This window comes from Escherichia fergusonii ATCC 35469 (assembly GCF_000026225.1).
GTDB lineage: Bacteria > Pseudomonadota > Gammaproteobacteria > Enterobacterales > Enterobacteriaceae > Escherichia > Escherichia fergusonii.
The window spans coordinates 1,161,761-1,177,643 of the sequence record NC_011740.1; the positions used below are offsets into that span (position 1 = coordinate 1,161,761).

General features: G+C 48.6%; 16 protein-coding genes. 13 read left to right on the plus strand and 3 right to left on the minus strand.

Annotated elements, in window-relative coordinates; all coding sequences use genetic code 11:
- Nucleotides 1-7: 7 nt before the first annotated feature.
- Together yecR and EFER_RS05695 are read right to left on the minus strand one after the other, a co-directional pair.
- Nucleotides 8-343 carry a YecR family lipoprotein gene (gene yecR / locus EFER_RS05690; RefSeq protein ID WP_000706230.1) on the minus strand — a complete coding sequence of 112 codons (336 nt, stop codon included), beginning with the start codon at nt 341-343 and terminating at the stop codon, nt 8-10.
- 145 nt (nt 344-488) lie between these two features.
- Nucleotides 489-992 carry a non-heme ferritin-like protein gene (locus EFER_RS05695; protein WP_000246690.1) on the minus strand — a complete coding sequence of 168 codons (504 nt, stop codon included), beginning with the start codon at nt 990-992 and terminating at the stop codon, nt 489-491.
- Between the two features lie 957 nt (nt 993-1,949).
- On the opposite strand from EFER_RS05695, the gene araF reads away from it, so the two are divergent.
- From araF to otsA, 5 genes are all read left to right on the plus strand, one after another.
- Nucleotides 1,950-2,939 carry an arabinose ABC transporter substrate-binding protein AraF gene (araF, locus tag EFER_RS05700; protein ID WP_000548664.1) on the plus strand — a complete coding sequence of 330 codons (990 nt, stop codon included), beginning with the start codon at nt 1,950-1,952 and terminating at the stop codon, nt 2,937-2,939.
- Between the two features lie 94 nt (nt 2,940-3,033).
- Nucleotides 3,034-4,548: an L-arabinose ABC transporter ATP-binding protein AraG gene (gene araG, locus EFER_RS05705; RefSeq protein ID WP_002432082.1), complete on the plus strand. Its 1,515-nt coding sequence runs from the start codon at nt 3,034-3,036 to the stop codon at nt 4,546-4,548.
- Between the two features lie 14 nt (nt 4,549-4,562).
- Entirely contained in the window at nt 4,563-5,549 is a 987-nt protein-coding gene (gene araH, locus EFER_RS05710; RefSeq protein WP_000100214.1) for an arabinose ABC transporter permease AraH, read from the plus strand.
- Nucleotides 5,550-5,702: 153 nt separating this feature from the next.
- Nucleotides 5,703-6,506: a trehalose-phosphatase gene (gene otsB / locus EFER_RS05715; RefSeq protein WP_000165652.1), complete on the plus strand. Its 804-nt coding sequence runs from the start codon at nt 5,703-5,705 to the stop codon at nt 6,504-6,506.
- Nucleotides 6,481-7,905 carry an alpha,alpha-trehalose-phosphate synthase gene (gene otsA / locus EFER_RS05720; protein WP_000089024.1) on the plus strand — a complete coding sequence of 475 codons (1,425 nt, stop codon included), beginning with the start codon at nt 6,481-6,483 and terminating at the stop codon, nt 7,903-7,905. Before otsB ends, otsA begins: the two co-directional genes overlap by 26 nt.
- Before the next feature lie 6 nt (nt 7,906-7,911).
- On the opposite strand, the gene uspC is transcribed toward otsA, so the two are convergent.
- The gene (uspC, locus tag EFER_RS05725; RefSeq protein WP_000332011.1) at nt 7,912-8,340 is read right to left on the minus strand and encodes a universal stress protein UspC; all 429 of its coding nucleotides are present in this window, start codon (nt 8,338-8,340) and stop codon (nt 7,912-7,914) included.
- A gap of 817 nt (nt 8,341-9,157) precedes the next feature.
- Here uspC and flhD point away from each other — a divergent pair.
- The 8 genes from flhD (at nt 9,158) to EFER_RS05765 (ending at nt 15,873) form a co-directional block, all read left to right on the plus strand.
- Nucleotides 9,158-9,508: a flagellar transcriptional regulator FlhD gene (gene flhD / locus EFER_RS05730; RefSeq protein WP_002431607.1), complete on the plus strand. Its 351-nt coding sequence runs from the start codon at nt 9,158-9,160 to the stop codon at nt 9,506-9,508.
- 2 nt (nt 9,509-9,510) lie between these two features.
- Nucleotides 9,511-10,089, plus strand: a complete 579-nt coding sequence (gene flhC, locus EFER_RS05735; RefSeq protein ID WP_001291584.1) for a flagellar transcriptional regulator FlhC — start codon at nt 9,511-9,513, stop codon at nt 10,087-10,089.
- A gap of 123 nt (nt 10,090-10,212) precedes the next feature.
- Complete coding sequence (gene motA / locus EFER_RS05740; RefSeq protein WP_000905460.1) at nt 10,213-11,100, plus strand: flagellar motor stator protein MotA; 888 nt, start codon at nt 10,213-10,215, stop codon at nt 11,098-11,100.
- Nucleotides 11,097-12,011, plus strand: a complete 915-nt coding sequence (motB, locus tag EFER_RS05745) for a flagellar motor protein MotB (RefSeq protein WP_000796096.1) — start codon at nt 11,097-11,099, stop codon at nt 12,009-12,011. Before motA ends, motB begins: the two co-directional genes overlap by 4 nt.
- A gap of 4 nt (nt 12,012-12,015) precedes the next feature.
- Complete coding sequence (cheA, locus tag EFER_RS05750) at nt 12,016-13,971, plus strand: chemotaxis protein CheA (protein WP_072274242.1); 1,956 nt, start codon at nt 12,016-12,018, stop codon at nt 13,969-13,971.
- Nucleotides 13,972-13,987: 16 nt separating this feature from the next.
- Nucleotides 13,988-14,482 (plus strand): chemotaxis protein CheW, encoded by a 495-nt coding sequence (cheW, locus tag EFER_RS05755; protein WP_001098482.1) that lies wholly within the window; start codon nt 13,988-13,990, stop codon nt 14,480-14,482.
- Nucleotides 14,483-14,751: 269 nt separating this feature from the next.
- Nucleotides 14,752-15,321 (plus strand): Csu type fimbrial protein, encoded by a 570-nt coding sequence (locus EFER_RS05760; RefSeq protein ID WP_001038662.1) that lies wholly within the window; start codon nt 14,752-14,754, stop codon nt 15,319-15,321.
- Between the two features lie 78 nt (nt 15,322-15,399).
- A complete protein-coding gene (locus EFER_RS05765) occupies nt 15,400-15,873 on the plus strand; it encodes a Csu type fimbrial protein (RefSeq protein ID WP_032242962.1) in 474 nt (157 codons plus the stop codon).
- The last annotated feature ends 10 nt before the right edge of the window (nt 15,874-15,883 follow it).

Here is a 15,883-nt window from a genome sequence, read left to right on the forward strand (position 1 = left end):
ACGATATTTAATCAGGGTAAAATTGAACAATAATCGGAGTAGAAGGCTGACATTGATAGGAAAGGGTAAAGGTCGTGTTCAGACATAATGATCCGGCAAACAGGCTACAAGTTGCCACTGGTTGTCCGTAAGCGACAGCCTGACCGAAGCCAGACTGTAGGCAAGCATTATTGGCCAGCCCCTGGGCGACATATGGGTCTGTTCGGGCATCTTGCAGTATCATTTGTTGCCAGGTCAAACGTACCACTGCATTAGGTACATCAATTTCACTGACATGCGCCTGGCGAGTCACGGTGCAGCCGCTCAGCGTAAGAAGAATCAAAGAAAGGAATACGATTTTCATGTTGTTGCCGCCTCAATTGCCTGGTCATCTATTTTAGCGAAGGGCGCAACGGTTTAATGGCTGGAATAGTCGCAGGAAACGCAGCGTTTATACGGGATAAAACGACAGGCCGGAGTGACGATAGGCAAAACTCCGGCCATAAGCATCAATGCAGACGGTGGGAAACCACGTTAAACAGATGCTGATCAGTTTGCGCCAGGCATAAACCTGCGCGTTTGGCGCTGCGTACTGCATCCATCACATTTTGCAGCAAAATGCTGTCTTGCTGTTGGGTTTTACCAAGATCATGCAGGAAATCGAGAGTAGACGCATCGTTAACGGCTTTGGCTTCGTCAGCCAGACGAGAGAGAGTGCTGGAGCGCTGCTCTAAATCATCGAGCGTTTTCTGAACCAGTTCTTCCAGTGAATTCAACTTATCGCCAGGCATATCAATGGCATCCACAATAGGAAATGCACCTGCGCTTTTCATAAAGTTGAACATACGCATCATCTGGGTAATGTTGCCTTGCGCTTGTGAGCGCAAAAATGTGGCTGTACCTGTCAGGCTTTGTTCAGAACACCATTCGCTCAGGCGAAGGTAGAGATTAGACGCATAAAACTCAAGATTCAGTTGCTTATTGAGTTTATGAACAATACCAACCGTAGCCATAACAATATCCTTATATCCAGAGAGGGGTGCGTGCGATTCGCAGCACTTAACTATGTATAGCAGACATATTCCGTTCTGCCGTTCCTTAATACGCTGTGGCGTGAATCCATGCCAGCAGAAACCAGCATAGCCTGGCTATAAAAATAAGAAAATCCTTAAATCATAGAGTTTATGTTTTTTTACACTTTGTCGATGATTTTAATATGCAATTAATATACTCAAATGACTGCTTTGTTGTTGTAATTTATTGATATTTATGAATTATTTTAAATGATATATTATTAAATTCTCTCCTGGGAAAACATTTAGCCTTTCTGGATATAAGATATTTATCGAATTTTAATGACGGGAAAAATAATTTTTTCGGTGATTATTTTATTCGATATTTCTTTCAGCGACTTATATACTCGCCATAGTTCAAGTTGCATATACGACGTCTACGGGATATTTGATCAATCTATGGGTCTTATCCTTTGCGGGGCCACTGCAAGCATCGTTCGAATTCACACCCTGCTGACTTGTCGTGTATCCTAAAAACTTACTTTTGTAAGTTTTTGAGGATTCACTCACTTGTCGCGTTAGCTGGCCTTGCATGGCCAACGCAGGCATTTTGTTCTGCATATCCAGTTGTCAGTACCAGATAGTAGTCCACAAAATTTCCCGCTAAACAGCACAAGGATAAGTTTGCTGACCTTATGGACAAATTGGCTATGGTCCATTTGATTTGTCTGATAAATACTCCATTCTTTATGTCATTTTTCGCTGAATTTATGTACACAATGACTGTAATTCTGCGTTGTGATGGCGCTCTCTTATGGATGATTAATTTCCCGCTAAAACTACTTCCAGTATAAGGCTAATCCTGAAGAACAATGGCTAATACCTTGTTTTAGGGCTTCATTATCAGAAATCAAAATTTTTTACCCTACACAGAAGAACCTTTAAGCTGGAGTTAATATGCACAAATTTACTAAAGCACTGGCAGCGATTGGTCTGGCCGCCGTTATGTCACAATCCGCTATCGCTGAAACTATGAAATTAGGTTTTCTGGTCAAACAACCTGAAGAGCCCTGGTTCCAGACTGAATGGAAATTTGCAGATAAAGCAGGAAAAGATTTGGGGTTTGAGGTGATCAAAATTGCCGTACCAGACGGCGAAAAAACATTGAATGCCATCGATAGCCTGGCTGCCAGCGGCGCAAAAGGATTTGTGATTTGTGCTCCCGATCCAAAACTGGGATCGGCCATTGTGGCGAAAGCACGTGGTTATGACATGAAAGTGATCGCCGTAGATGACCAGTTCGTTAATGCCAAAGGCCAACCAATGGAAATCGTACCGCTGGTGATGATGGCGGCGAGCAAAATCGGAGAGCGCCAGGGGCAGGAGCTATATAAAGAGATGCAAAAACGTGGGTGGGATGTCAAAGACACTGCCGTCATGGCCATTACCGCTAATGAACTGGACACTGCCCGTCGCCGCACTTCTGGTTCTATGGATGCTTTGAAAGCCGCTGGCTTCCCGGAAAAACAAATTTATCAGGTCCCCACTAAATCTAACGATATCCCCGGCGCATTTGATGCCGCCAACTCCATGTTAGTTCAACATCCTGAAGTCAAACATTGGCTGATTGTGGGAATGAACGACAACACCGTGTTGGGGGGCGTGCGTGCCACAGAAGGGCAGGGCTTTAAAGCGCCAGATGTAATTGGCATTGGAATTAACGGTGTTGATGCTGTAAGCGAACTGTCAAAAGCGCAGGCAACAGGCTTCTATGGTTCTCTGCTGCCAAGCCCTGATGTGCATGGCTATAAATCCAGCGAAATGCTCTATAACTGGGTGGCAAAAGGCGCAGAACCACCGAAATTCACGGAAGTGACTGACGTCGTCCTGATTACACGTGACAACTTCAAAGAGGAACTGGAGAAAAAGGGCTTAGGCGGTAAGTAATTTTTACTGGATAAGAAATACATATCAGTAATATCCCGATCCTCTGCCGTCATGGCAGAGGATTTGATAAATGACTCTGATCTACGGAGGCGCTATGCACCAGTCTACCCCGTATCTCTCATTTCACGGCATTGGTAAAACTTTCCCCGGCGTAAAAGCATTAACGGATATCAGCTTTGACTGTTATGCCGGAGAGGTACATGCCCTGATGGGAGAAAATGGCGCAGGAAAATCAACACTGTTAAAAATCCTCAGCGGTAATTACGCGCCATCCACGGGCTTTTTGGCCATTAAAGGCCAGCAAATGACATTTGCCGACACCACCGCTGCGTTAAATGCCGGGGTGGCGATTATTTACCAGGAACTCCATCTGGTACCGGAAATGACAGTGGCAGAAAACATCTACCTGGGGCAGCTGCCGCAAAAAGGGGGAATCGTTAATCGTAGTTTGTTGAACTACGAAGCGGGGCTGCAATTGAAGCATCTGGGCATGGATATTGACCCAAACACGCCACTGAAATATCTCTCTATTGGTCAGTGGCAAATGGTGGAGATAGCCAAGGCACTGGCGCGCAACGCCAAAATCATCGCTTTTGATGAACCCACAAGTTCACTCTCAGCTCGTGAAATTGACAACCTGTTTCGTGTCATTCGCGAACTGCGGGAAGAAGGGCGGGTGATCCTTTATGTTTCCCATCGGATGGAAGAAATATTCGCCCTGAGCGACGCTATCACTGTGTTTAAGGATGGACGCTATGTGACCACGTTCACCGATATGCATCAGGTCAATCATGACTCGCTGGTACAGGCAATGGTTGGGCGAAATCTTGGCGATATCTACGGCTGGCGACCGCGAACATATGGCGATGAGCGACTGCGTCTGGACCACGTCAAGGCTCCAGGTGTGCGTTCACCGATCAGTTTAACAGTACGCAGTGGTGAGATTGTCGGCCTGTTTGGGCTGGTGGGGGCAGGGCGTAGCGAACTGATGAAAGGGCTGTTCGGCGGTACCCGGATTACCGATGGCAAAGTGTTTATTGATCAAAAAGCAGTCGTGATACACAAGCCAGCTCATGCCATTGCCGCCGGAATGATGCTGTGCCCGGAAGATCGTAAATCAGAAGGCATCATTGCGGTGCATTCGGTGCGTGACAATATCAATATCAGCGCCCGGCGAAGGCATCTGCACGGTGGTTGTGTGATCAATAACGGCTGGGAAGACAGCAATGCGGCACACCATATTCGTTCGCTCAACATCAAAACACCTGGAGCAGAGCAACTGATCATGAATCTTTCCGGTGGCAATCAGCAAAAGGCCATTCTTGGTCGCTGGTTATCGGAAGAAATGAAAGTCATTTTGCTTGATGAGCCCACGCGCGGTATTGACGTTGGTGCGAAAAACGAAATCTACAACGTAATTTATGCCCTGGCGGCGCAAGGCGTGGCGGTGTTATTCGCGTCCAGCGATCTACCAGAGGTCCTCGGTGTTGCCGACCGCATTGTGGTGATGCGTGAAGGGGAAATATCGGGGGAATTACTTCATGAGCAGGCAGATGAACGGCAGGCATTAAGCCTGGCGATGCCTAAAGTCAGCCAGGCAGTCGCCTGAGTAAGGGGAATAAGATGTCATCAGTGACTACATCAGGTTCAGGCACGCCCAGGTCATCGTTTACTTTTAGCCGTATCTGGGATCAATACGGCATGTTGGTGGTCTTCGCGGTGCTGTTTATTGCCTGTGCCATTTTTGTGCCAAATTTTGCTACGTTTATCAATATGAAAGGACTGGGGTTAGCGATCTCCATGTCCGGCATGGTGGCGTGCGGTATGTTATTTTGCCTGGCTTCTGGCGACTTTGACCTTTCGGTAGCCTCGGTGATTGCCTGTGCCGGAGTGACAACGGCAGTGGTCATCAATATGACCGAAAGCTTATGGTTAGGTGTGGCGGCGGGATTATTGCTGGGCGTACTTTGTGGACTGGTTAATGGCTTCGTGATTGCACGATTGAAAATTAACGCCCTGATCACCACACTCGCAACTATGCAAATTGTACGTGGTCTGGCGTATATCATTTCTGACGGGAAAGCTGTAGGGATTGAGGATGAACGCTTCTTTACCCTCGGTTACGCCAACTGGTTTGGGCTACCTGCTCCTATCTGGTTAACGGTTGCCTGTTTAATTATTTTTGGCTTGTTACTTAACAAAACTACGTTCGGCCGTAACACCTTGGCGATTGGCGGTAATGAAGAAGCTGCAAGGCTGGCGGGTGTTCCGGTAGTGCGCACCAAAATCATTATTTTTGTTTTATCCGGGCTGGTATCAGCAGCCGCAGGGATCATTCTGGCGTCGAGGATGACCAGTGGGCAACCGATGACGTCTATCGGCTATGAACTGATCGTGATTTCAGCGTGTGTACTGGGCGGTGTCTCCCTAAAAGGTGGCATCGGAAAAATCTCATATGTGGTGGCCGGGATCTTAATTCTTGGCACGGTGGAAAACGCCATGAACCTGCTAAATATTTCGCCGTTTGCGCAGTATGTTGTTCGCGGCCTAATCCTGCTGGCAGCGGTGATTTTTGACCGTTATAAGCAAAAAGCGAAACGTACTCTTTAAGGTTTTTTTGCCCTGAGATAACTCTGAAAAGCCAGTCGCAGTCGCGGCTGGCTTCATCTTATGCCAATGGCGAGCCTCTTCTCACTGTCTATACTTACATGTCTGTAAGGCGCGTTCTGCGCGAAATAAAACAAGATAAAGGAGGAGGAACGGGTGACCAAACCGTTAACCGAAGCCCCTGAACTTTCCGCTAAATACGCCTGGTTTTTTGATCTTGATGGCACGCTGGCTGAGATCAAACCGCATCCCGACCAGGTGGCGATTCCTGACGCGATTCTGCAAGGTCTTCAGCAACTGGCCGTCCATAGCGACGGTGCGCTGGCATTGATTTCAGGGCGCTCAATGGTTGAGCTTGATACGCTGGCTAAACCATATCGTTTTCCCCTTGCCGGAGTGCATGGAGCAGAACGCCGTGACATCAATGGTAAAACGCATATTGTGCGTCTGCCTGACGCCATGGTCCGGGATATCAGCGTGCAGCTGCATACGACGCTGGCAGGCTTAACCGGAGTGGAGATTGAAGAAAAAGGGATGGCGTTTGCCCTGCATTACCGCCAGGCACCGCAGCATGAAGCGCTGTTATTTACTCTGGCGCAGCGTATTACACAAATCTGGCCGCAAATGGCGCTTCAGCAAGGCAAATGTGTGGTTGAAATTAAACCACGTGGCACCTGTAAAGGTGATGCCATTGCAGAATTTATGCAGGAGACCCCGTTTGTTGGAAGGATACCGATTTTTTGGGGGGATGATTTAACGGATGAGTCCGGCTTTGCTGTCGTTAATCAGGCGGGAGGCATATCGGTGAAAATAGGGGCAGGTGAGACCCAGGCGAAATGGCGGCTGGCGGGCGTGCCAGATGTCTGGCGCTGGCTTGCAGTAATAACCAACTCATTACAAGAACAAAAATTAGAAGAGAACAGGAGTGATGATTATGAGTCGTTTAGTCGTAGTATCTAACCGTATTGCCCCACCTGATGAGCATGCCGCCAGTGCTGGTGGTCTTGCCGTTGGTATACTGGGCGCATTGAAGGCTGCAGGGGGGTTATGGTTTGGCTGGAGCGGCGAAACGGGTAATGAGGATCAGCCGCTAAAAAAGGTGAAAAAGGGCAACATAACATGGGCTTCTTTTAATCTTAGCGAACAGGATCTCGACGAGTATTACAATCAATTCTCCAATGCCGTGTTGTGGCCCGCTTTTCATTATCGCCTTGATTTAGTTCAGTTTCAGCGTAACGCCTGGGAAGGTTATCAGCGGGTTAACGCTATGCTTGCCGATAAACTTCTACCCTTGATCGAAGATGATTACATTATTTGGATCCACGATTATCACTTGCTACCGTTTGCCAGCGAGCTGCGTAAACGCGGTGTTAATAATCGCATCGGTTTCTTTTTGCATATTCCCTTCCCGACGCCAGAAATTTTCAGTGCCTTGCCACCGGGCGAAGCGCTACTGGAACAACTGTGTGACTTCGATTTGTTAGGTTTCCAGACCGAAAATGACCGTCTGGCATTTCTTGATTGCCTGGCGGGGCAGACGCGAGTCACCACCCGCAGCTCGCGCAATCATACTGCGTGGGGGAAAGCATTTCGCACTGAAGTCTATCCGATTGGTATTGAGCCAGATGAAATTGCTCATCAGGCTTCCGGGGCTTTGCCCGCAAAACTGGCGCAATTAAAAGCGGAACTGAAAAATGTGCAGAACATTTTCTCAGTAGAGCGACTGGATTACTCAAAAGGTTTGCCTGAGCGCTTTCAGGCTTACGAAGCGCTACTGGAGAAATATCCACAGCATCACGGCAAAATCCGCTATACGCAGATTGCGCCTACCTCGCGTGGTGACGTGCAGGCTTATCAGGATATTCGCCATCAACTGGAAAACGAAGCCGGACGGATCAACGGTAAATATGGTCAACTTGGCTGGACGCCGCTTTATTATCTGAATCAACATTTTGACCGCAAACTTCTGATGAAAATCTTCCGTTATTCCGATGTCGGCCTGGTCACACCGTTACGTGACGGCATGAATCTGGTGGCAAAAGAGTATGTGGCGGCGCAGGACCCAGCTAACCCGGGTGTATTGGTACTTTCACAATTTGCTGGTGCAGCGAATGAGCTCACTTCGGCGTTAATCGTTAACCCTTATGACCGTGACGAGGTGGCAGTGGCATTGAACCGGGCGTTAACTATGTCACTGGCAGAGCGAATATCACGTCATGCGGAGATGATGGAAGTGATCATCAAAAACGATATTAACGCCTGGCAGGAACGCTTTATTCGTGACCTAAAGGAAGTCGCGCCACGAAGCGCGGAAAGCCAGCAGCGCAATAACGTGGCGACCTTTCCTAAGCTGGCCTGAGCAGGATTAACTCCCGGAAAGCGGCACCAGGAGCACATCCACTTCGCTGGAGCCAATAACACTTTTCGCTGAGCAGGATGCTCGCGAAAAGAAGCTGTGGTTATGATTACCGCAAATCACCAGATCAAACTTATGCTTGCGACACATCGCCAGAATGTGCTCGCTCATTTCGCCATAGGCAATAAAACTTTGTGCAATGGGATAACCCGCTTCTTGCTCCAGCTGGCGAAAGAAATCGTAAATCTCTTCCTGCATGACTTCACGTAAATCCTCCAGCATCGGGGCGGCAAACTGGTTATACATTTCTGGATCAGAAGCCAGCGTAATCAAACTCACGCGACCATTAAGTGGCCGCGCAATAGAAACTGCTTTGGCCAGCAATTGTTGACTTTCCGGTGTTACAGCGACAGCCACAAGTATATTGGTATATGCCATGTTATTTCCCTATAGCGATTGTTCAGTTTTAGTTCAGCACTACACGCTTTCGCAGCATAGTGCAATATTTAACTTTCTCAATAGTGTGAAGGTCATCATGATTATTAATTAAAGAATCTAATCAATGTGGACAGGTAATAATGACGATTAATTATACAAAATTGAGTCGATATATATTCACTCAGTTAGCAAAATAAATCGCTAAATATTCCAATAGCGAAATTTTTTCCTCTGGTAACATCATGAATTATATGAATTATTTTATATTTAAAATATCCAACACACTGTTTCAAAAAGATTTTTTTGCGCGATAGCTCATCGCGGTGAGAGTTACGTGAATAATTATCACGTTGCGTGATATTCACATTACGGTAAGCCGGACAAATGTTAAGCAAGCTATAAGTTGAATCAGATGAAAATAAGTCGACTAAATACACCACAACAGAAAAGTATTGCTAATTGATAAACATTAATTATTTTGTTGTTTTATGTGATCTGGATCACATATTTTCGATAATCGCAGCAGGCCTCCGTTGTATGTCTATGAGGCGGCGAGTAGAGTTGCGACGAATTAGGAAAAGTCTTAGGTATTTGTAAGAAATCATGCGAATGTGTAAATGGATGCTACCCCTACGAGCTTCCTGTTACCCATTTATAACGTGATAGCGATTATCTGATTTTTCTTCTTACCGGTTTTTCCGGCGACATCATGGGGTGCGGAATTATCCGCATAAAAATATATACCTGGCATAATTCGAGTCGTAGCACAGGCAACTTGAAGTATGCCGGGTATAGCTGGTTATTCTGGATGAAAATAATGCATACATCCGAGTTGCTGAAACACATCTACGATATCAATTTGTCGTATTTACTCCTTGCTCAGCGTCTGATTCTTCAGGACAAAGCGTCTGCCATGTTTCGTCTCGGTATCGATGAGGAGATGGCGACTACGCTGGAAGCTCTGACCCTTCCGCAAATGGTTAAACTGGCAGAAACGAATCAACTCGTTTGCCATTTCCGCTTTGATAACCACCAGACGATTACCCGTCTGACTCAGGACTCCCGCGTCGATGACCTGCAGCAAATCCACACCGGAATTATGCTGTCCACGCGGCTGCTGAATGAGGCAAACCAACAGGATGCCTCCGAGCGCAAGAGAAGGGGCTGATCATGAGTGAAAAAAGCATTGTGCAGGAAGCGCGGGATATCCAACTGGCGATGGAACTGATCACCCTTGGCGCACGCCTGCAGATGCTGGAAAGTGAAACCCAGCTGAGCCGTGGTCGCCTGATCAAACTGTACAAGGAGCTGCGAGGCAGCCCACCGCCAAAAGGCATGTTGCCGTTCTCTACTGACTGGTTTATGACCTGGGAACAAAACATACATGCGTCCATGTTCTGCAATGCCTGGCAGTTTTTACTCAAAACCGGTCTGTGTAGTGGTGTTGATGCGGTGATCAAAGCGTATCGCCTTTATCTCGAACAGTGCCCGCAGGAGGCCGATGGCCCGGTACTGGCCTTAACCCGTGCCTGGACACTGGTTCGCTTTGTTGAGAGTGGACTGCTGGAACTTTCCAGTTGCAACTGCTGCGGTGGCAATTTCATAACCCATGCGCACCAGCCGCCAGGCAGTTTTGCTTGTAGTCTTTGCCAACCACCCTCTCGCGCTGTAAAAAGACGTAAACTTTGCCAGAAAGCTGCCGATATTATTCCACAACTGCTGGATGATCAGATCGAACAGGCTATGTAACCGAAACGGTATGGTAAAGCCCCCCAGCAGCGGTCACTCTCCACCGCTGCTTTTTTTGCCACTTCACCCGGTTAATCCTTCGACTGCTCATCCTGTCATGATCAACAGTGGAAGGATGATGTCGTGCTTATCATATTAGGTTACCTGGTTGTTATCGGTACAGTTTTCGGCGGTTACTTAATGACCGGCGGAAGTCTTGGAGCACTCTATCAACCTGCTGAGTTGGTGATTATTGCTGGTGCCGGAATCGGGGCATTTATCGTTGGCAACAACGGTAAAGCGATCAAAGGAACCCTCAAGGCGTTACCGCTCTTGTTTCGTCGCTCGAAATATAGCAAAGCGATGTATATGGATCTGCTGGCGCTGCTTTACCGCCTGATGGCGAAATCACGCCAGCAGGGGATGTTTTCTCTTGAACGGGATATTGAAAACCCCCAGGAAAGTGAAATTTTTGCCAGTTACCCGCGTATTCTGGCAGACAGCGTAATGCTTGAATTTATTGTCGATTATCTACGTCTGATCATCAGCGGTCATATGAACAGCTTTGAAATTGAAGCGTTGATGGACGAAGAGATCGAAACCCATGAAAGTGAAGCAGAAGTACCAGCCAATAGCCTGGCAATTGTTGGCGATTCTCTCCCCGCGTTTGGCATTGTTGCGGCGGTAATGGGCGTTGTTCATGCCCTGGGATCGGCTGATCGACCCGCTGCGGAGTTAGGGGCGCTGATCGCCCACGCTATGGTGGGCACTTTCCTCGGTATTTTGCTCGCTTACGGATTTATCTCGCCGCTGGCCGGAGTGTTACGGCAGAAAAGCGCCGAAACCACCAAGATGATGCAGTGCGTCAAAGTGACACTGCTTTCCAGTCTGAATGGCTATGCCCCACCGATTGCCGTCGAGTTTGGTCGCAAGACGCTTTACTCCAGTGAGCGCCCGTCATTTGTGGAGCTGGAAGAACATGTCCGCGCCGTGAAAAACCCGAATCAGCAGGCCACTACCGAGGAAGTATGAAGAATCGTGATCAACCTATTATCGTCGTTAAAAGGCGTAAGCCCAAAAACCACGGCGGCGCGGGGCATGGTTCGTGGAAAATTGCCTACGCCGATTTTATGACCGCGATGATGGCCTTCTTTTTGGTGATGTGGCTGATTTCAATTTCCAGCCCAAAAGAGTTGATTCAGATTGCTGAGTATTTCCGCACACCGCTGGCGACAGCCATTACGGGTGGTGATCGTATCTCTAATAGCCAGAGTCCAATTCCCGGCGGGGGTGACGACTATACCCAACAGCAGGGGGAAGTTAACCGTCAGCCGAGTATTGAAGAGCTGAAAAAACATATGGAGCAAAGTCGGCTTAATCGTTTACGCGGCGATCTCGACCAACTGATTGAAAGCGACCCTAAACTACGCGCTCTGCGACCGCATCTGAAAATCGATATGGTGCAGGAGGGGTTACGTATTCAAATCATCGATAGTCAGAATCGCCCCATGTTTAAAACCGGTAGTGCCGACGTGGAACCGTATATGCGCGATATTTTGCGGGCGATTGCCCCCGTGCTTAACGGTATTCCTAATCGCATTAGCCTCGCCGGACACACCGATGATTACCCTTATGCCAATGGCGAAAGAGGTTACAGCAACTGGGAACTTTCTGCAGACCGCGCCAATGCTTCCCGCCGGGAATTGATGGTCGGGGGGCTTGAAGAAGGCAAATTATTACGAGTCGTGGGGATGGCCGCCACCATGCGTCTGAGCGATCGCGGTGGCAATGATGCCATTAACCGCCGTATAAGCCTGCTGGTACTTAATAAACAGACCGAGCAGGCAATTTTGCACGAAAACGCTGAAAGCCAGAACGAGCCGGTAAGTGTTTTATCACAGCCTGAGGCTGTTCCCACATCGCCACCAGCCAATTCGAGGTGACCGCGTGAGTATGGAATTAAGCGATTTTTATCAAACATTTTTTGATGAGGCTGACGAGCTGTTAGCTGATATGGAGCAGCATTTGCTCGATCTACAACCAGCAGCACCAGACGCCGAACAATTGAACGCCATTTTTCGTGCTGCCCATTCCATCAAAGGTGGGGCGGGAACATTTGGTTTTACGATCCTGCAGGAAACCACTCATCTTATGGAAAACCTGCTGGACGAGGCCCGGCGCGGTGAATTGCAGTTGAACACCGACATTATCAACCTGTTTTTGGAAACGAAAGACATTATGCAAGAACAGCTAGACGCCTACAAAAATGCGGAACAGCCGGATGCCGAAAGTTTTGACTACATCTGTCAGGCGTTGCGACAACTGGCGCTGGAAGCAAAAGGCGAAGCCGTACCTGCCGACGATAGCCACAGTAAATTACAGGCGGTTAAAGAGGCTGCACCGTCTACAAACGCCAATGGCAAGTTGCGCATTGTGTTGTCACGCCTGAAAAGTAAAGAAGTTGATTTACTGGAAGCGGAACTGCGCAATCTGGCGACCTTAAGCGAGGTAGTAAAAGGCGAAGATTCACTGGCAGCGACGCTGGAGGGCGATATCGCGCAGGATGACATTGTGGCGGTGCTCTGTTTTGTGATCGAAGAAGATCAGATTCATTTTGAAAACGTCACGCAACAGCCTGTGGCCCCGGTGGCAAAAGCCCCCGTCAGCGAACCACCGGTACACCGTGCAGAACGAGAAAAACCGGCCCGCGCCAGTGAATCCACCAGCATTCGTGTGGCGGTTGAGAAAGTGGATCAACTGATAAACCTTGTCGGGGAGCTGGTAATTACCCAGTCGATGCTGGCACAACGGTCGAACGAACTTGATCCGGTTAAACATGGCGAACTGATCACCAGCATGGGGCAGTTGCAACGTAATGCACGTGACTTGCAAGAGTCGGTCATGTCGATCCGCATGATGCCCATGGAATATGTGTTTAGCCGTTTCCCGCGACTGGTCCGTGACCTTGCAGGAAAACTGGGTAAACAGGTTGAACTGACGCTGGTGGGTAGCTCCACAGAACTTGATAAGAGCCTGATAGAGCGAATTATTGATCCACTGACGCATCTGGTGCGCAACAGCCTTGACCATGGTATTGAACTGCCAGAAAAACGACTGGCCAGTGGTAAAAACAGCGTGGGTAACTTGATTCTTTCCGCTGAACATCAGGGTGGCAATATCTGTATTGAAGTCACTGATGATGGAGCAGGGCTGAACCGTGAGCGTATCCTGGCGAAAGCGATTTCTCAGGGGATGGCGGTCAGTGACAACATGACCGATGACGAAGTGGCAATGTTAATTTTTGCGCCAGGCTTCTCCACTGCCGAACAGGTAACCGACGTGTCCGGGCGTGGCGTTGGTATGGATGTGGTGAAACGGAACATCCAGGAAATGGGCGGGCATGTTGAAATTCAGTCGAAGCAGGGGGCAGGAACCACGATTCGTATTTTGCTACCACTGACACTGGCGATCCTTGATGGCATGTCAGTACGCGTGGCCGACGAGGTATTCATCCTGCCGCTGAATGCGGTGATGGAATCACTCCAGCCACGAGAAGCCGATCTACATCCACTGGCGGGCGGAGAACGTGTACTGGAAGTCCGTGGTGAATACTTACCGCTGGTGGAATTGTGGAAAGTTTTTGATGTTGCGGGAGCGAAAACGGAAGCGACGCAGGGGATTGTGGTGATCCTGCAAAGCGGTAGCCGTCGCTATGCGCTGCTGGTGGATCAATTGATCGGTCAGCACCAGGTGGTGGTGAAAAACCTGGAAAGCAATTACCGCAAAGTGCCTGGGATCTCTGCCGCGACCATTCTGGGGGATGGCAGCGTCGCACTGATTGTCGATGTCTCGGCACTGCAAGGGTTAAATCGCGAACAACGTATGGCGGGTAACGCCGCCTGAACAGGACGATAAAAACATGAATACAACGAACAAATTAGCCGGCGAGCCAACGGGTCAGGAATTTCTGGTTTTTACGTTGGGGGAAGAAGAGTACGGCATTGATATCCTTAAAGTTCAGGAGATTCGTGGTTACGACCAGGTAACGCGTATCGCCAATACTCCAGCCTTTATTAAAGGTGTCACTAACCTGCGTGGTGTTATCGTGCCGATTGTCGATCTGCGGGTTAAGTTCTGTCAGGGCGATGTGGATTATGACGATAATACCGTGGTGATCGTTCTTAACCTTGGGCAACGGGTCGTTGGCATTGTTGTCGATGGTGTGTCGGATGTGCTCTCACTGACCGCTGAACAAATTCGCCCGGCACCAGAATTTGCTGTAACGCTGGCGACAGAATACCTGACTGGACTCGGAGCGCTGGGTGATCGCATGTTGATTCTGGTGAATATCGAAAAACTGCTGAATAGTGAGGAAATGGCGCTTCTGGATAGCGCGACTGCGGAAGTGGCGTAACACTTAATATCACGGCCAGCACTCTGTTTATCGGGTGCTGGCATGTGATCAACTTCACATAAGAATGAATATATCCTCTCAGTATACTTTGTTATCGCCCTGTTAATTTTCATAACAGGATGAAATATCTGATAAAACCCTGTCAATCATCCATACGCATGAATAAGCGCAACATGGGTGGTTGAATTCCCCGCCGTAAACTAAATTTCAGATTATCAGTGTGTTATCCCTTGCGGATTATTAGCTATTGCTTTTTCGGAGGTGAAGATATGAACAAGAACCATCTGTTTTTAGGTATGGCGAGTTTTTTCCTGTTACACCTTCCTTTAGCAATTGCCGTAACCAGTAGCGGTACGGTGGGGGTGACGTTGACGCTGACTAACGGCTGCCTTATCAATGGCTCGCCCAGTCAGAATGGTATCAATTTTGGGACACTCGATTTTGGTACACATCCGGCGACATTCTCTACCCTGACCACTCAACTCAGCGGAGCCAGTGGTGGTAATAGTTTTACCATCCAGTGCACAACAGCCGACTATACGGTGGAGGTGACAGGTAATACCAACGCCACTGCACCGGGAACGGTTATCGGTACGCCTGGCACACCGGGGCGCTATTTGATTAATGCCGCAGATAACACTCAGGGCGTTGCCTACAGCCTGTATAGCGACAGTGGTTATAGCAACGTCATCAGCAATAACACACCGATTCCTGTCGCCTCCAGCACCGGGGGTGTCGATAACTACACCTTGTATGGGCGTATTCAGGGCGGTGGCAATAGCGTAACGGTCGTTCCCGGTACATATACTGATACGGTCAATGTCAGCGTAACTTACTGATTTGTCATAATAATGAAAAAACCGACATGCCCCCTGTCAGGGGGCGGTGGCTTGTTTCGCCTGAGTTATGCCGTGCTAATGTTAACCGCCGTGCAAGGGCAGGCAGTGACGACACAATCTTTTCAGCTGAGCGCCACGGTTACGTCAGGTTGTGCAATCACCACGGGTAATGGCGGTGCGTTAGGCGATATCAATTTTGGCACATATAGCGGAGTGGAAAATCGTCGGGTGAGTGGCAGTTTTGTGGCGAACTCAACGCTGTCGCTGGCTTGTACCCCCGGTGTAGTCCTGAATATGAGTGTTGACGGTGGGCAAAACTACACCACCGTGCGCAACCTGCAACGAGCAGGGGGAACAGATCGTGTGCCCTATCGCTTGTACAGCAGTGCTTCGCTTGCCGCCAACAGTGAAGTTACGGTTAACCAGCCAGTATCGGTGTTGTACAGCGACAGTAATAACATAGCGCTGCCGCTATTTGGTGCAGCGACACTGACCGGATTTAGCCCGGCGGGAAATTATTTCGACAAACTTACGGTGACTTTGTCATGGTAAATAGGGAGAT